Source organism: Streptomyces sp. NBC_00414, from assembly GCF_036038375.1.
GTDB lineage: Bacteria > Actinomycetota > Actinomycetes > Streptomycetales > Streptomycetaceae > Streptomyces.
The window spans coordinates 959839-975470 of sequence record NZ_CP107935.1; the positions used below are offsets into that span (position 1 = coordinate 959839).

Sequence of the window (15632 nt, forward strand, 5' to 3'; positions counted from 1 at the left end):
CACCGTGACCACGTACGACTACGAGAAGGACGGCGCGGCGATCTACCGCCGGTCCTTCGCAACGATCCGCGCGGAGGCGGACCTCGCGGCGCTGCCCGCCGACGTCAGCCAGGTCGCCGTCCGGATGATCCACGCCTGCGGAATGGTCGACCTCGTACGCGACCTCGCCTTCACGCCGGACGTGGTGGCGCGGGCCCGCGAGGCCCTGCGCGCCGGTGCGCCGATCTTCTGCGACGTCCAGATGGTGGCGTCCGGTGTGACCCGCAAGCGGCTGCCCGCCGACAACGACGTGCTCTGCACGCTGTCCGACCCGGCCGTTCCCGAGCTGGCGGCGAAGCTGGGCACCACGCGCAGCGCCGCCGCGCTGGAACTGTGGCGCGACCGTCTTGAGGGTTCCGTGGTCGCCATCGGCAACGCCCCGACCGCGCTCTTCCGCCTCCTGGAGATGATCGAGGAGGGTGCGCCCCGTCCCGCCGCGATCATCGGCGTCCCGGTCGGCTTCATCGGCGCGGCCGAGTCCAAGGACGCACTGGCCGAGCACCCGTCCGGTCTGGAACACCTGGTCGTACGCGGCCGTCGCGGGGGCAGCGCCCTGGCCGCCTCCGCTCTCAACGCGATCGCGAGCGAGGAAGAGTGAACGGCGAGAACGGCGAAAACGGCAAGAGCGCCAGGAGCGGCAAGCTGTACGGGGTCGGTCTCGGCCCCGGTGACCCGTCCCTGATGACCGTGCGGGCCGTACAGGTCATCGGCGAGTCGGACGTGATCGCCTTCCACAGTGCCCGGCACGGGCGGTCCATCGCCCGCTCGATCGCGGCCGAGCACATACGTGCCGACCACATCGAGGAGCCGCTGGTCTACCCGCTGACGGTGGAGACCACCGATCACCCGGGCGGCTACCAGGGCGCCATGGACGAGTTCTACGCCGAGGCGTCGGCCAGGCTCGCCGCGCATCTGGACGCGGGGCGCACGGTCGCGGTCCTCGCCGAGGGCGACCCGATGTTCTACGGCTCGTACATGCACATGCACAAGCGGCTCGTCGACCGTTACGACACCGAGGTCGTCCCCGGTGTCACGTCCGTGTCCGCCGCCGCGGCCCGGCTCGGTACCCCGCTCGCCGAGGGCGAGGAGGTGCTGACCATCCTGCCGGGCACACTGCCCGAGGAGGAGCTGACCGCGCGGCTCGCCGCGACGGACGTGGCCGTGGTGATGAAGCTGGGCCGCACGTTCCCCAAGGTGCGGCGCGCGCTGGAGAGTTCGGGACGGCTGGGCGAGGCCCGGTACGTCGAGCGGGCCACCATGAACGGGGAGCGCGTCGCCGAACTTGCCGACGTGGACCCGGAGTCGGTGCCGTACTTCTCGGTGGCCGTACTGCCCAGCCGGGTCGACGCCGAGCGGCCGGCGCGGGAGCAGGGCGAGGTGGTCGTGGTCGGCACCGGGCCCGCCGGACCGCTGTGGCTGACCCCGGAGACGCGGGGCGCCCTCGCCGCCGCGGACGACCTGGTCGGCTACACCACGTACCTCGACCGGGTGCCGCGGCGGGCCGGGCAGCTCCGGCACGGCTCGGACAACCGGGTGGAGGCCGAGCGCGCCGAGTTCGCGCTCCAACTGGCGCAGCGGGGACGGCGGGTGGCCGTCGTCTCCGGTGGCGACCCCGGCGTCTTCGCGATGGCGACGGCCGTGCTGGAGGCCGCCTCGCAGAAGGAGTACGCGGACGTGCCGGTGCGGGTGCTGCCGGGGGTGACCGCGGCCAACGCCGCCGCCGCCCGCGCGGGTGCTCCGCTCGGCCACGACTACGCGACCATCTCCCTGTCCGACCGGCTCAAGCCGTGGGAGGTCATCGCCGAACGGCTGCGCGCGGCGGCCTCGGCGGATCTGGTGCTGGCCCTCTACAACCCCGGTTCACAGAGCCGCACCTGGCAGGTGGGCAAGGCGCGCGAGCTGCTGCTTGAGCACCGGGCCCCGGACACGCCGGTCGTGGTCGCACGGGACGTGGGCGGTGCGGGTGAGCGTGTACGGGTCGTGCGGCTCGGCGATCTCGATCCGGCCGAGGTCGACATGCGTACGGTTCTGCTGGTCGGGTCCTCGCAGACGCGGGTCGCCGTGCGGCGGGGTGGTGACGAGGAGATCGTCTGGACGCCTCGGCGGTATCCGGAGGAGTGAGCCGTGCGGCGGCGCCACCGGCTGAGTGCGGTGTGTTGGCCGCGGGTGCGTCGTGGCTGGGTGCGCAGTTCCCCGCGCCCCTTACGAGGCGTGCCTCCTCGTGATCCAGTGGGCCGCCGACTCCGGGTCGGCGGCCACGGGGATGCCCTGCGGGGTTGGTGGTCTGCGGATCACGAGCACCGGAATGCCCGCCTCCCGGGCGGCCGTCAGTTTCGGTGCCGTGGCGACGCCTCCGCTGTCCTTGGTCACGACGACGTCGATGTGGTGGCGGCGCAGTAGTTCGCGTTCGCCGTCGAGGGTGAAGGGGCCCCGGTCGAGCAGCACCTCCATGCGGGCCGGGCACGGGGGCTCGGGCACGTCGACCGACCGTACGAGGAACCACAGGGCGTCCAGGTGCGCGAACGCGGACAGGCCCATGCGGCCGGTGGTGAGGAACACCCGTTGCCCGAGAGCGGGCAGCAGCTCCGCGGCCTCCGCCAGGGAGCCGGTCCCGTGCCAGACGTCGCCCTCGACCGGGACCCAGCCGGGGCGGCGCAGCGCGAGCAGGGGAACATGGGCGGTGGTGGCCGCGTCCGCCGCGTTGAAGCTGATCGTTCCGGCGAAGGGGTGGGTGGCGTCGATGAGCACGTCCACCGCGTGCTCGCGCAGCCACGCGGTCATCCCGTCCACCCCGCCGAATCCGCCGACGCGGACCTCACCCGGAGGCAGCCGGGGGCTGGCGACCCGCCCGGCCAGGGAACTCGTCAGTGTCAGGCCGGGGGTACCGTGCAGTAGCCCGGCGAGCTGCCGGGCTTCGGTCGTTCCGCCGAGAATCAGTACGTGCATGGAGATCCGGGTCCGTTCATGAACAGCGAAGTGCAGGGTGCCGGCGAGGCTGGACGCGAGGCCGTGTCGCCGGGCGACGGCGAGGCGAAGGGTGGCCGCGGCGCCCAACTCAAGCACACCGGGCTGCGGCCCGGCTGGACCACCGGTGCCTGTGCGACCGCGGCCACCACGGCCGCGTACACCGCGCTGCTGACCGGGGAGTTTCCCGACCCGGTGACCATCACGCTGCCCAGGGGGCAGACACCGTCGTTCGCGCTCGCGGCCGAGGAGCTGACGGACGCGTACGCGATGGTGGGGATCGTGAAGGACGCGGGCGACGACCCCGATGTCACGCACGGCGCGCTGATCCGGGCCACGGTCCGGCGGCTGCCGGCGGGCGCGGGAGTCGTCTTCAAGGCGGGTTCGGGTGTGGGCACGGTCACCCGCCCCGGTCTGCCGCTGGCCGTCGGCGAACCCGCCGTCAACCCGGTCCCCCGGCGGATGATGAGCGAACACGTGGCCGAGGTGGCGGACCGGCACGGCGGTACAGGCGATGTCGAGATCACCGTCTCCGTCGACCACGGCGAGGAGATCGCCCGCTCCACCTGGAACCCGCGGCTCGGCATCCTCGGCGGTCTGTCCATCCTCGGCACCACCGGCATCGTGGTGCCGTACTCGTGCTCGGCGTGGATCGACTCGATCCGGCGGGGCGTGGACGTGGCCCGGGCGGCGGGGCGTACGCATGTCGCCGGGTGCACCGGGTCGACGTCGGAGAAGACGGTCGTCGCCGAGTACCGGCTCCCCGAGGACGCGCTGCTCGACATGGGTGACTTCGCGGGCGCGGTGCTGAAGTACGTACGCCGGCATCCCGTCGACCGGCTGACCATCTGCGGCGGCTTCGCCAAACTGTCCAAGCTGGCCGCGGGACACCTGGACCTGCACTCGGGCCGCTCCCAGGTCGACAAGGTGTTCCTCGCCGAACTCGCGCGGCGCGGCGGAGCGGGCGAGGAGCTGGCCGCCGAGGTGGCCGGGGCCAACACCGGCCTGGCCGCGCTCCAGTTGTGCATGGCGGCCGGGGTGCCGCTGGGCGAACTGGTCGCGACGACGGCCCGCGACGAGGCACTGGCCGTGCTGCGCGGGGCGCCGGTCGCGGTCGACGTGATCTGCATCGACCGGGCGGGCAACGTGGTGGGGCGCAGCACGGTGGCCTGACCTCCGCACACCGTGCTGGCGCACAGCACGGTGGCGTGAGCACGCACAACAGCCGCTGGTGAGCCCGGCCGCCGACGCCCTCTCAGCAGACATCAGCAGACATCAGCAGGCGTCAGCAGACATGGCGGTCCCGCTCGGTCGAGTACAGGTGGCTGTCGCGGAACTGCTCCGCGCCCAGGGTCCGCCCGACCATGATCACGGCGGTTCGCAGCACTCCGGACTCCTTCACCTTCCCGGCGATCTCGTCGAGGGTGCCGCGGATGATCAGCTCGTCGGGCCGGGAGGCGTAGGCGACGACCGCCACGGGGCAGTCGGCGCCGTAGTGCGGAAGCAGCTCGTCGACCACGCGGTCCACGTACCTGACGGCGAGGTGCAGCACGATGAGCGCGCCGCTGCGGCCGAGGGTGGCCAGGTCCTCCCCCTCCGGCATGGCGGTGGCGCTGTGGGCGACGCGGGTGAGGACGACCGTCTGGCCGACGGTCGGCACGGTCAGCTCCCGCTTCAGGGCGGCGGCCGCGGCGGCGAAGGCGGGGACACCGGGGACGACCTCGTAGGGCACCCCGGCCGCGTCCAGCCGCCGCATCTGCTCGGCCATCGCGCTGAACACCGACGGGTCCCCGGAGTGCAGCCGGGCCACGTCGTGGCCCTCCTCGTGCGCGCGGAGCGTCTCGGCGGTGATCTCGTCCAGGTTGAGCTGCGCGGTGTCGATCAGGCGCGCGTCAGGCGGGCATTCGGCCAGCAGTTCGCGCGGGACCAGGCTGCCCGCGTACAGGCAGACGTGGCAGGCGGCGAGTGTGCGGGCGCCGCGCACCGTGATCAGATCGGCGGCACCGGGGCCGGCGCCGATGAAGTACACGGTCATCTGTCTGCTCCTGGAAGGGGGTTGACGGTCTTCTGTACGGCCCACTGGGTGACCGGCATCGCCTGCCGCCACCCGGTGAAACCGCCCACCGGCACGGCGTGCGCCACCGCGAGCCGCACCAACTCCCCGCCGTGGCGCCGGTATGCGTCGGCGAGCAGTGCCTCGGACTCCAGGGTCACGGTGTTGGCGACCAGCCGTCCGCCGACGGGCAGTGCCTCCCAGCACGCGTCGAGGAGTCCGGGCGCGGTGAGCCCGCCGCCGATGAACACGGCGTCGGGCGGCGGGAGTTCGGCCAGGACGGCGGGCGCGGCGCCGGTGACGACCCGCAGTCCGGGCACGCCGAGCCGGTCGGCGTTGCGGACGATGCGCTCGGCCCGCACGGGGACGCGCTCGACGGTGACCGCCCGGCACGAGGGGTGCGTACGCATCCACTCGACGGCGATCGAACCCGAGCCGCCGCCGATGTCCCACAGCAGTTCGCCGGGGGCGGGGGCGAGCGCGCCGAGCGTGGCGGCGCGGATGTGCCGCTTGGTGAGCTGTCCGTCGTGCTCGTACGCCTCGTCCGGCAGCCCCGGTACGGCGCCGAGCCGCAGGGCGTCCGGGGCGCGGCGGCATTCGACGGCGACGATATTGAGGGGGTCGCCGGGCGGATGCGCCCAGTCGTCGGCGGTGGCCTCCCCGGTCGTACGTTCCTTCGCGCCGCCGAGTTGTTCCAGCACCCGCATCCGGCTGGGGCCGAAGCCGCGGTCGCGCAGGAGGGCGGCGACCTCGGCGGGGGTGGTGGCGTCCGCGCTGAGCACGAGGAGCCGTCGGCCGTCGTGCAGGGCGGCGGCGAGGCGGGCGGTGGGCCGGCCGACGAGGGTGACGGCCTCGACGTCCTCCAGGGGCCAGCCGAGGCGCGCGGCGGCGTGGGAGACGGAGGAGGGGTGCGGCAGGACGCGCAGTTCGCCGCCGAGGTGTTCGGTGAGGGCGCGTCCGATGCCGTAGAACATCGGGTCGCCGCTGGCCAGTACGGCGATCCGGCGGCCGGCGTGCGCCGCGAGGAGGCCGGGGACGGCGGGGCGCAGGGGCGAGGGCCAGGTGATCCGTTCTCCGGCGCACTCCGGCGGCAGCAGGTCCAGCTGGCGTGCTCCCCCGATCAGGACCTCGGCTTCGAGAAGCGCCGCGCGGGAGGGTCCTGGCAGGCCTTCCCAGCCGTCGGCCCCGATCCCGACGACGGTGACGGCGGGCGGCGGTCCGGAGCGGGCGGGGGTCACGGCTCGGTACCTCGGGATTCGGGAGGGGGTTTCCCGAGCGGGGCTCGGGAGGGGCGACAGGAGTCCGGGAGGGCGGACAGGAGTCTCGGGAAGGGCAGCAGAAACGCACTTTACTGGGCGCCGACCTGCGGACCTGCGCTCGGGTGCACATCTCCGGCTTCCGTATCGGATGCTGCTTTCCGCACCTTGTGCGGTGCGGCTGCCGATATCTCAGCTCCGTCCGGTCGACCCGCGCCATGGCCCTCCCCACCATCAGGGCTGGACCCAGGCCATCCACCCCACCGGGCCGAAGGGAGTCAGCATGAGCTGGACCATCGAGCGGCGTGGCCGTGTTGCCGTCGTGACGATGACGACCAACCCGGTCAACGCGCAGAACCGCGCCTTCTTCGCCGACCTGCACGACGCGTTCGACCGGCTCGAACGTGATCACGCGGAGTCCCCCGTCGTACTGACCGGCACCGGCGCCCGTTTCTCCGCCGGCCTCGATCTGGGCGAGCACTTCCCGCTCTTCGCCGGCGCTCCGGAAGCCGTCGCGTCCTGGTTCCAGGACTACCGGGCCACGAACATGCGGCTGTTCACCTACCCGCGCCCCACGGTCGCCGCGGTCAACGGCCACGCCTTCGCCGGCGGACTGATCACCGCCGCCGCCTGCGACCACCGGGTGGCGGTGGCCGAGGGGGCCCGCTTCGGACTCAACGAGGTGCCGATCGGCATCCCCATGCCCGCGGTGTACGTACGCATCCTCGCCCACGCCTGGGGCGATCCCGTCGCGTCCCGCGCCTGCCGGCGCGGGGAGATCTTCACCCCGGACCAGGCGCACGCCCTGGGCATGGTGCACGAGTTGGCGCCGGCCGAGGAGTTGCTGGACCGGGCCGTCGCCGTCGCCGAGGAGACGCCCGAGGACTGCGCCGAGCAGTACGCGTTCACGAAGCGGGCCTGCCAGGCCGTCACCCTGCGCGACATCGCCGAACTCGCCGCCCCGCTCGACACCGAGCTGCCCGGCCTCATCACGAACGAGCGCGCCCGGCACGCCCACCGCCGGTACTGGCAGCGGCTCAAGGGGCGCCCGGCACCGTGGTGAGGGCCGTCGGGCCCCGGTTTCCGCCCAGGCCCTAAGCTCCAGGTCATGCGCGTACTGGTCTTGGAGGACGATCCCGATCTGGGGCCCGTCGTCGCAGCCCGACTTCGTGGCGCGGGGTTCGCGGTGGACCTCGCGCGGACGCTGGCCGAGGCGGATCTCAAGCTCTCGGTCAACAGCTACGACTGTGTCGTGGCCGACCGCTCGGTGCCGGACGGCGACTCGCTCACCCTGCTCGCCGAACACCGGCGGACGGGATCGGCCCTGCCCTTTCTGCTGCTGACGGCGCTGGACACGGTGAGCGACCGCGTGGCCGGCTTCGAACACGGGGCGGACGACTACCTGGTCAAGCCCTTCGCCTTCGCCGAACTGGTCGTACGGGTGCGGGCGCTGTGCCGCAGGGAGCAGCCCGCGCGGCTGCCGGTCCTGCGGGCGGGTGACCTGGAGGTCGACCTGCCGCGGCGCCGCGTGTCCAGGGCAGGGGTACTGCTGAGCCTGTCGGCCAAGGAGTTCTCGGTGCTGGAGGTGCTGATGCTGCGCGCCGGCGAGGTGGTGACACGCACCGAGCTGATCGAGCGCTGCTGGGACGAGGCGGGCGAGCCGATGTCCAACGTGGTGGACGTCCTGATCGGCCAGCTGCGACGGCGGCTCGGGCCGCCGGACCCGATCGGGACGGTGCGCGGTGTCGGCTACCGGCTGGGCGGCGCCGACCAGAACCCGGCCGCCGGGGCGCGGCCATGATCCGCCTCCGTCGCCCGGCGGTCGTGCCCTCCAAGTCACCCGCGGCAGCCGGGCCCGCCATGTCGCCGGCCGTCGCCCGGCTGCGGCGCACCCGTCGGACGATGACGCTCCTGTTCGCCTCGACGACCGCGGCCTGTCTTGTCGTACTCGCCACGGTCGCCGTCCGCATCGATTCCGATTCCCGTCGGTCGGGCCTCGACCACGAGGTCGGCAGCCGTGCCGTCGGCCTGTCCCGGGCGGTCTGGTTCGACGAGGGGGCACTGCACCTGGAACCGCTGCGTGAGGACGAACTCGCCCGGAGCGCCGAGGTGTTGGCGGTCCTGCAGACGGCTCCGGGAGAGTCGCCGTCGGTGTGGAACGTCGTTCCCGCCCGTTCGGCACTGCCCGAGGAGGACTGGCTCGACCATGTCTGGCGGAGCGTCCTGGAGGAGCAGGAGACCGTCGTCCTCAGCGCCCCCTCCGAGAAGGGCGGGCGGCTGAGGTGGGCGGCGGCTCCCGTCTGGGACGGCGACCGGATCGGTGCGGCCGTGCTGGTCGGTACGGCACTGGCGCGCAGCGAACACGATCACGACCTCCTCGTCCGCTGGCTGGCACTCGGCTGCACGGCCCTGGTCTGCTGTGCGGCGGCCGTCGGGCACCTGTTGTCCGGCCGGGCCATGCGTCCCGCTCTGCTCGGGCTGGGGCAGCAGGAGCAGTTCCTGGCCGAGGCCGCGCACGAGCTGCGTACACCGCTGGCGACACTCCGGCTCGTGGTGGAGCGGGACGGTTCATCCGCCGAGACCCTGCGGCTGGTGGACCGGCTGAGCCGACTGGTCACCGGGCTGCTGACCAGGGCCCGCACGGAGGCCGGCACCCAGCGGGTCGAACTGGTGCCCCTGCGCCTCGACCAGCTGGTGGAGACCACGGTCGAGGAGTTGCCGGACCACGAGTACGTCACGGTGAGCTCCGAGCCGGTGGTGGTGCTCGGGGATCCCGACCTGCTGGCCCAGGCCGTACGGAACCTGGTGGAGAACGCCCAACGGCACGGCGGCCCGGCCGGCTCGCCCGTGGAGGTCACGGTCACACCCGGCCTCGTCACGGTCCGGGACCACGGATCGGGCGTACCGCCCGCGGACCGGGAGCGGGTGTTCGCCCGGGGGGTCACGGGGGGATCCGGAGCGGCCTCGGGGGCGACGGCCGTCTCTGGGGCAGCAGCCGTCTCGGGTCCCTCTGCCGTCTCTGGGGCAGCAGCAGCCCCGGAAGCGGGGACAGGCGCGGGGCTCGCCATCGTCCGCTGGGTCGCCGAGTTGCACCACGGCAGCGCCCGCCTCACGGGCGCTCCCGGCGGGGGCCTGCTCGCCGAGCTGCGGCTGCCGGGGCACCCCGCAGCCCGGACGCCCTCATCGTCATCTCATGAAAGCTCCGGCACCGTAGGCGCATGAACCCTCCGCGCACACCCAGGCTGTTGGTCACCGCAGCCGCGGGACTCGGCACCCTGCTCATCGCCGCGGGCCTGCACGGCCTGCCCTTCGGCGGCGGTGCCGGGTCTCCGACCGAGGTGGCGGTGCGGGTCGACCAGGTCGGCTACGTGCGCGGCGAGACGAAGCGGGCCTACGTCATGGGGCCCACGGCGGCACTCGCGGGAGCCCGCTACAAGGTCGTCGACGCCAAGAACGCGGTGGTGACGGCGGGGCGGCTCGGAGCCGTCACCGGCCGCTGGAACGCCAAGTACCCCTCGGTCCGTACCGTCGACCTCTCCGCGCTGGACACCCCCGGCACGTACCGCATCGTCCTGGCCGGGACCGCGGCCGGCCGCTCGCCCGCCTTCCGGATCGCCGGGGCCCGCGCGCTGATGACCCCGCTCGTACGCGACAACGTCCGCTTCCTTCAGGCGCAACGCGACGGCGCCGACGTGATCGCCGACGGCCCCCGGCACATGCTGCGGCACGGGCCCTCCCATCTGGCCGACCGGGAAGCGACCGTCTACGCCCCGCCCGAGTACGACGAGGAGGGCACCGAGCTGCTCGACGAGGAGCTGACCCCGACCGGCGAACAGGTCGACGTCTCGGGCGGCTGGTTCGACGCGGGGGATTTCCTCAAGTTCACCGGCACCACCTCCTATTCGGTCGCCGAACTCCTGCTCGCGCAGCGCGACCTGCCCGGTATGACGGAGCTGTCCGCCGAGGCCTCGCACGGACTGGCCTGGCTGGACAGGATGTGGGACGGGGACAGCGAGACCCTCTACGTACAGGTCGGCATCGGTGCGGGCAACGAGGCCGTACGGACGGATCACGACGTGTGGCGGCTGCCTGAGGCCGACGACCGGCTCGACGTGTCACCCGGTGACCCGGACTACACCATCAAGCACCGGCCGGTCTTCCGCGCGGCCGAGCCGGGCGAGGCGATCAGCCCCAGCCTGGCGGGACGGGTGGCCGCCGCCTTCGCCCTCGCCGCCCAGCGCGCGGCCGACACGGATCCGGAGAAGGCCCGGGACTGGCTGGACAAGGCCGCCGCCGTCTACGACCTGGCCGAGACCGAGCCCGACCCCGACGAGCCGCCCCTCACCGCGATCCCGGGCACCTTCTATCCCGAGGACTCCTGGCAGGACGACATGGAGTTCGGCGGCGCCGAACTGGCCCTGGCCGCACGGGAGCTGGGGGACGACCGGGAGAACGACTGGGCCGACGCCGCGGCCGGCTGGGCCGGGAACTACCTGGACTCCGACGTCAAGGGCACCCTCAACGTGGCCGACGTCAGCGCCCTGGCCCACGTGGACCTGGCCACCGTCCTGGACGGCTCCCGGATCAACGGGATCGGGGCCGCGGACCTGTACGAGGATCTGCGCCGCCAGTTGGAGGACGGTGTCGCCCGCGCCGGGCACGACCCGTTCGGCGCAGGCGCCGTCTACGACGACTTCGACGCCGTCCCGCACACCTTCGGCCTTGTGGCCACCGCCCGCCTCTACGCCAAGGCCACCGGGGACACCCGCTACGCGGCTTTCGCCGGCCGGCAGCGGGGGTGGGCCCTCGGCGCCAACCCCTGGGGGACCAGCTTCGTGATCGGCGCGGGTGAGGTCTACCCGCACTGCCCGGAACACCAGTTGGCCAACCTCGCGGGCAGCCATGACGGGACGGGCGCCATCCTGCGGGGCGCCGTGGTCAACGGCCCCAACGCCGCTGCGAAACTGGAGGAGTTGAACAGCTTTCCCACGATGAGGAAATGCGCGGCCGCCCCGCCCTCCGGAGCCTGGACCGACTTCGACGGCAAGGGTTCGCGGTACCTGGACGACGTGGGTGCCTGGCAGACCGTGGAGCCCTCGCTGGACTTCACCACGACGGCACTGCTGGCCTTCGCGCTCACCGCACAGAGCGCGCAGGCCACACAGGCCGTCGACCAATAGACGGCTGCGCGGTCGTTGTCGAGGACGACGAGCGTTTACCGGTCGTCGTGCGTGGTCTCGCCGTCGAACCACATGCGCGTGACCGAGATCAGCTGCCCGTCCGGAGACCGGTCGACGCCGCACACGGACCGACGACCACCGCGTCCTCGGCGGACTCTGCGGCACGACCGAGCCACGGACCGGCCGCAGACCGGCCGCAGACCGGCCAGGCACCCAGCCATGGAATCATCGGTCCGCCGGATCGGAACCCGACCTTCGCTAGGAGCGACAGCGGACATGACCACCGACTGGGAGTGGGACGACACGCTGTTCCTGGGCTCGGCCGCCTACTACAAGCGCGGGAGGCTCCCCTACGCCCCCGGGCTGGCGGACGCGCTCGCCGAAGTCCTGGAACTCGACGGGCGGGGACGCCTCATGGACGTGGGTTGCGGACCCGGCACCGTGGCCCTGAGCCTGGCGCACCTGTTCAGCGAGATCGTCGGCGTGGACCCGGACCGCGGCATGATCGCCGAAGCCACCCGTGAGGCCGCCGAGCGCGAGGTGAGCGGCAAGTCGCGGTGGGTGCGGGCGCGGGCCGAGGAACTGCCCGCCGGTCTCGGAACGTTCACCGTCGCCACCTTCGCCCAGTCCTTCCACTGGATGGACCGCGACCTGGTGGCGGCGACCGTCAGGAACATGCTCCGGCCGGGCGGGGCACTGGTGCACGTCTCCGACGTGAAAACGGATGTGCGGACGGATGCACGGACGCAGACCCGAACCGCCGACGGTCTTCCGCATCCGGCGCCGCCCCGTACGGCTCTGAAGGAGTTGGTCGGTCGCTACCTGGGGCCGGTACGTCGGGCCGGTCAGGGGGTGCTGCCGCACGGCACGCCCGGCAACGAGGCGGCGGTGTTCGCCCGGGCGGGATTCACCGGTCCGCAGCGGCACGTCGTCCCCGGCGGACAGTCCCTGGAGCGCACGACGGACGACGTCGTCGCGGAGGTCTTCTCGATGTCGTCCTCGGCCCCTCACCTGTTCGGCACCCGCCGGGACGAATTCGAGGCAGACGTACGGCTACTGCTGCGCGAGGTCTCCCCCACGGGCCGCTTCTCCGAACGCCGGCCGGGCACCGAGCTCTCCGTCTGGTGGAGAGACCCTCACTGAGGCACCCTCCACACCGGCACCGTCCACAGCGACGCTCTGCACACCGGCACCCTCCACAGCGACGCCTTGCACACCGGCACCCTCCACACAGCCGCCCTGCCCACCGGCGCCCTCACCCAGCCGCCCTTCACCCCGCGGGCGGATCCGCCCGCGTGCTCTCGCGTACGACCAGTTCGTACCCCGCGATGAGTCGCGTGTGGGGGGCCTCCGCGTCGGTGGTGATCCGGTGCAGCACGGCGTCCACCGCCAGTTCGGCGATCTCCCGCTTGTCCGGTGACACCGTGGTCAGCGACGGCACGCTGTAGCGGGTCTCCTGGATGTCGTCGAAGCCCACGACCGCCAGGTCCCGCGGCACCCGCAGACCGTGTTCGTGCGCCGCGCGCACCGCGCCGGAGGCGAGCAGGTCGCTGAAGCAGAAGACCGCGTCCGGCGGGTCGTCCAGAGCGAGCAGGACCCGCATGGCGGCGGCTCCGTCGGCGCGGGTGAACTCCCCGGTGTCCGGGACGAGCCGGGGGTCGTGCGGCACACCCGCGGCGTGCAGGGCGGTCAGGAAGCCGTGCATGCGCTGCACCGTCGTGGCGTGGGCCCGGTCCGAGGGCTGGCCGATGACGCCGATGCGCCGCCGGCCGAGCTGGAGCAGGTGCTCGGTCGCCTCGCGCGCCGCCGCGGAGTTGTCGATCAGTACGTGGTCGGCCGGGATCTTGTACGACTGCTCGCCCAGGAGGACGAGCGGTACGCGGCGCTCGCGGTTGGCGAGCATCGTCTCGTCGAGGCAGAGCGGGCTGAGCAGGACTCCGTCGATGAGCGGGTCGCTGAGTCCGCAGGCGATGCGCAGTTCCTCGGCGGGGTCTCCGCCGGTGTCCTCGATGAGGACCGTGCAGCCGCGCTTCTTGGCGGCCGCGATGACCTCGGCGGCGAGTTCCGCGAAGTACGGTGCGACCAGTTCGGGCACGGCCAGCGCGATGATGCCGCTGCGGCCCGTGCGCAGATGGCGGGCGGAGGCGTTGGGCTGGTAGTCGAGTTCGGCTATGGCGCGCAGTACCCGTTCCCGGGTCTGTTCCGCGACGCGGACCTCGCCCCGGACGACGTTCGAGACCGTCTTGATCGATACGCCCGCACGCTCGGCGACGTCCTTGAGGCGTGCACCTGCCATGGTGGTCGCCCCTCCCTCCCCCGACTTCCTTCCGGCCGGCAGCCGACGACGAACAGCGACGACAGACAGCCGACGCCCGACGACCGACGGCTGACAGTCGACAGCCGCCCTCCGCGCCGATTCGTCACGCGTACCGGTCCGGTGTGCTGCTCAGCGTAAGCCATGTTCCAACGTTGTAATAGCTTCGCTTCCCAGTTGGGCGATATGGGCCGTTATCGCATCGACGGCCCGTCGAACAGGAAGTTCGTGCAGAAGTGTTGACGCCACATTTCCCCGGGGATACAACGTTGTAACCGCCTCAGCCCAGCGACCGAGCGGATCAGTCCGGTCGCACATTCCAACGTTGTACTTACCTGAGTTTTCCTGCCGTGGAAGGACGCATGCCCATGCGGGACCGCACGCCGCACACCTCCCCGCCCGCTCCGTCCCGGCGCCGCGTGCTGCGCGGCACCCTGTCGCTCGGAGCCGTCGCGGCCTCCGCCGCGGCCCTCGGCGGCTGTGACAGCACCCTCGCTCAGGGATTCACCGGCGGGTCGCCCTCCCCGTCACGGCTGAACTTCTGGAATCCCTTCACCGGTGGTGACGGCGAGCGCCTGCTCGCGATGCAGGCCGCCTACCGGTCCCGGCACCGGGCGACGGACCTGAAGTCGGCGACCTTCGTGTGGGGCAACCCCTACTACACCAAGCTCACGCTGGCGACGCTCGGCGACCGGCCGCCGCAGGTCGCCATCAGCCACCTGTCGAAGGTGCCCACGCTCGCCGAGGCGGGCCTGCTCACCGAGATCCAGCCGGCCGATCTGGCCCGGCACGGACTGACCGAGGACAAGTTCGATCCGCGGCCTTGGAAGAAGTCCCAGCTGGACGGCAAGCTGTACGCCATCCCGCTCGACACCCACCCCTTCGTCCTCTACTTCCGTACCGACATCGCCGAGAAGGCCGGACTGCTCGACGGCAAGGGACGGTTGACGGACGTGGACGGGCCCGACGCGTTCATCGACGCCCTGCGCGCCGCGAAGGAAGTGACCGGCGAGTGGGGCGGTTCGATCGCCTCGGTGAAGGACGCCTCGACGCAGTTCCGGCTCTTCTGGTCCTTCTACCGGCAGATCAGCGGTGGCGATCTCGTCGCCGACCAGGGCAAGAAGGTCGTCATCGACACGGAGGCCGCGGCCGAGGCCCTCGCGTACATCCGCCGCCTCACCCAGGAGAAGGTGGTGCCCACGACCACCGACAGCCCGGGTGCCATCACCATGCTCACCACCGGCAAGGCCGGCTTCCTGATGGACGGTGTCTGGCAGGTCCTCACGGTCCAGGGCTCGAAGGTGAAGTTCGACATGCGGCCCCTGCCGCGGATCTTCGACGACGCGCCCTACGCCTGCGCCGCCGACTCGCACTCCCTGGTCCTGCCCAAGGCACCCTCCGCCTCGGCCCAGCGTCTCGATCTCTCCCTCGGGTTCGTCGCCTCCCTGCTCGCTTCCAGCGAGATGTGGGCGGAGGGCGGACACATCCCCGCCTGGCTGCCGACCCAGCGGTCGGCCTCCTACAAGGCCCTCGAACCGCAGTCGCACTACGCCGCTGCCGCCGACGGGGCCGCCTACGACCCGGCCGCCTGGTACGGCGGCGCGGGCAGCAGCCTGCAGATCGTCATCGGCGACGCCGTGACCTCCGTGTTCACCGGCGCCACCAGCCCCACGGCCGGCGCCGCCCGGATGAAGCGCGAACTGCGCGAACTGGCCGACCGGCCTTCACCGGTGTAGCCCGCCACGCTCGGCTCCGCCGACTGCTGCCGCCGCTGACCGGTCGGCTGCCAACTGCTTCGATCCCGGCCCTCATCGGGCCCCCGTACG

The 15632-nt window shown here is 72.5% G+C and carries 13 protein-coding genes; 9 read left to right on the plus strand and 4 right to left on the minus strand.

Going from position 1 to position 15632, the window contains the following annotated elements; all coding sequences use genetic code 11:
• Positions 1–4: 4 nt before the first annotated feature.
• Both OHS59_RS04225 and OHS59_RS04230 read left to right on the plus strand, forming a co-directional pair.
• Positions 5–637, plus strand: coding sequence for a precorrin-8X methylmutase (locus tag OHS59_RS04225; protein ID WP_328492031.1), 633 nt, complete (start codon positions 5–7; stop codon positions 635–637).
• A complete protein-coding gene (locus OHS59_RS04230) occupies positions 634–2160 on the plus strand; it encodes a precorrin-2 C(20)-methyltransferase (RefSeq protein WP_328492032.1) in 1527 nt (508 codons plus the stop codon). Before OHS59_RS04225 ends, OHS59_RS04230 begins: the two co-directional genes overlap by 4 nt.
• 81 nt (positions 2161–2241) lie before the next feature.
• On the opposite strand, the gene OHS59_RS04235 is transcribed toward OHS59_RS04230, so the two are convergent.
• On the minus strand, positions 2242–2985 hold the full coding sequence (locus OHS59_RS04235) for a cobalt-precorrin-6A reductase (protein ID WP_328492033.1): 744 nt from the start codon (positions 2983–2985) through the stop codon (positions 2242–2244).
• A gap of 18 nt (positions 2986–3003) precedes the next feature.
• On the opposite strand from OHS59_RS04235, the gene OHS59_RS04240 reads away from it, so the two are divergent.
• Positions 3004–4176, plus strand: coding sequence for a cobalt-precorrin-5B (C(1))-methyltransferase (locus tag OHS59_RS04240; protein ID WP_328492034.1), 1173 nt, complete (start codon positions 3004–3006; stop codon positions 4174–4176).
• Between the two features lie 112 nt (positions 4177–4288).
• On the opposite strand, the gene cobM is transcribed toward OHS59_RS04240, so the two are convergent.
• Both cobM and cbiE read right to left on the minus strand, forming a co-directional pair.
• A complete protein-coding gene (gene cobM, locus OHS59_RS04245) occupies positions 4289–5038 on the minus strand; it encodes a precorrin-4 C(11)-methyltransferase (RefSeq protein ID WP_328492035.1) in 750 nt (249 codons plus the stop codon).
• Positions 5035–6294, minus strand: a complete 1260-nt coding sequence (cbiE, locus tag OHS59_RS04250; protein WP_328492036.1) for a precorrin-6y C5,15-methyltransferase (decarboxylating) subunit CbiE — start codon at positions 6292–6294, stop codon at positions 5035–5037. The genes cobM and cbiE overlap by 4 nt, the downstream gene beginning before the upstream one ends.
• A 301-nt stretch (positions 6295–6595) precedes the next feature.
• Between cbiE and OHS59_RS04255 the strand changes: the two genes are divergently transcribed.
• The 5 genes from OHS59_RS04255 (at position 6596) to OHS59_RS04275 (ending at position 12635) form a co-directional block, all read left to right on the plus strand.
• Entirely contained in the window at positions 6596–7375 is a 780-nt protein-coding gene (locus tag OHS59_RS04255) for an enoyl-CoA hydratase/isomerase family protein (RefSeq protein ID WP_328492037.1), read from the plus strand.
• 45 nt (positions 7376–7420) lie between these two features.
• Positions 7421–8113: a response regulator transcription factor gene (locus tag OHS59_RS04260; protein WP_328492038.1), complete on the plus strand. Its 693-nt coding sequence runs from the start codon at positions 7421–7423 to the stop codon at positions 8111–8113.
• A complete protein-coding gene (locus tag OHS59_RS04265) occupies positions 8110–9534 on the plus strand; it encodes a sensor histidine kinase (protein WP_328492039.1) in 1425 nt (474 codons plus the stop codon). Before OHS59_RS04260 ends, OHS59_RS04265 begins: the two co-directional genes overlap by 4 nt.
• Positions 9531–11492, plus strand: a complete 1962-nt coding sequence (locus OHS59_RS04270; protein WP_328492040.1) for a glycoside hydrolase family 9 protein — start codon at positions 9531–9533, stop codon at positions 11490–11492. Before OHS59_RS04265 ends, OHS59_RS04270 begins: the two co-directional genes overlap by 4 nt.
• A 276-nt stretch (positions 11493–11768) precedes the next feature.
• Positions 11769–12635: a class I SAM-dependent methyltransferase gene (locus OHS59_RS04275; protein ID WP_328492041.1), complete on the plus strand. Its 867-nt coding sequence runs from the start codon at positions 11769–11771 to the stop codon at positions 12633–12635.
• 127 nt (positions 12636–12762) lie between these two features.
• On the opposite strand, the gene OHS59_RS04280 is transcribed toward OHS59_RS04275, so the two are convergent.
• The gene (locus OHS59_RS04280; RefSeq protein ID WP_328492042.1) at positions 12763–13788 is read right to left on the minus strand and encodes a LacI family DNA-binding transcriptional regulator; all 1026 of its coding nucleotides are present in this window, start codon (positions 13786–13788) and stop codon (positions 12763–12765) included.
• Between the two features lie 386 nt (positions 13789–14174).
• Here OHS59_RS04280 and OHS59_RS04285 point away from each other — a divergent pair, with 386 nt between their 5' ends.
• On the plus strand, positions 14175–15542 hold the full coding sequence (locus OHS59_RS04285; protein WP_328492043.1) for an extracellular solute-binding protein: 1368 nt from the start codon (positions 14175–14177) through the stop codon (positions 15540–15542).
• Positions 15543–15632 lie beyond the last annotated feature (90 nt).

Excerpts from the sequence above, each read along its gene's own strand:
- OHS59_RS04235 (WP_328492033.1), bottom strand. The coding sequence starts at position 2,985 with ATGCACGTACTGATTCTCGGCGGAACGACCGAAGCCCGGCAGCTCGCC.
- OHS59_RS04240 (WP_328492034.1), top strand. The coding sequence starts at position 3,004 with ATGAACAGCGAAGTGCAGGGTGCCGGCGAGGCTGGACGCGAGGCCGTG.
- cobM (WP_328492035.1), bottom strand. The coding sequence starts at position 5,038 with ATGACCGTGTACTTCATCGGCGCCGGCCCCGGTGCCGCCGATCTGATC.
- OHS59_RS04255 (WP_328492037.1), top strand. The coding sequence starts at position 6,596 with ATGAGCTGGACCATCGAGCGGCGTGGCCGTGTTGCCGTCGTGACGATG.
- OHS59_RS04260 (WP_328492038.1), top strand. The coding sequence starts at position 7,421 with ATGCGCGTACTGGTCTTGGAGGACGATCCCGATCTGGGGCCCGTCGTC.
- OHS59_RS04265 (WP_328492039.1), top strand. The coding sequence starts at position 8,110 with ATGATCCGCCTCCGTCGCCCGGCGGTCGTGCCCTCCAAGTCACCCGCG.
- OHS59_RS04270 (WP_328492040.1), top strand. The coding sequence starts at position 9,531 with ATGAACCCTCCGCGCACACCCAGGCTGTTGGTCACCGCAGCCGCGGGA.
- OHS59_RS04275 (WP_328492041.1), top strand. The coding sequence starts at position 11,769 with ATGACCACCGACTGGGAGTGGGACGACACGCTGTTCCTGGGCTCGGCC.
- OHS59_RS04280 (WP_328492042.1), bottom strand. The coding sequence starts at position 13,788 with ATGGCAGGTGCACGCCTCAAGGACGTCGCCGAGCGTGCGGGCGTATCG.
- OHS59_RS04285 (WP_328492043.1), top strand. The coding sequence starts at position 14,175 with ATGCGGGACCGCACGCCGCACACCTCCCCGCCCGCTCCGTCCCGGCGC.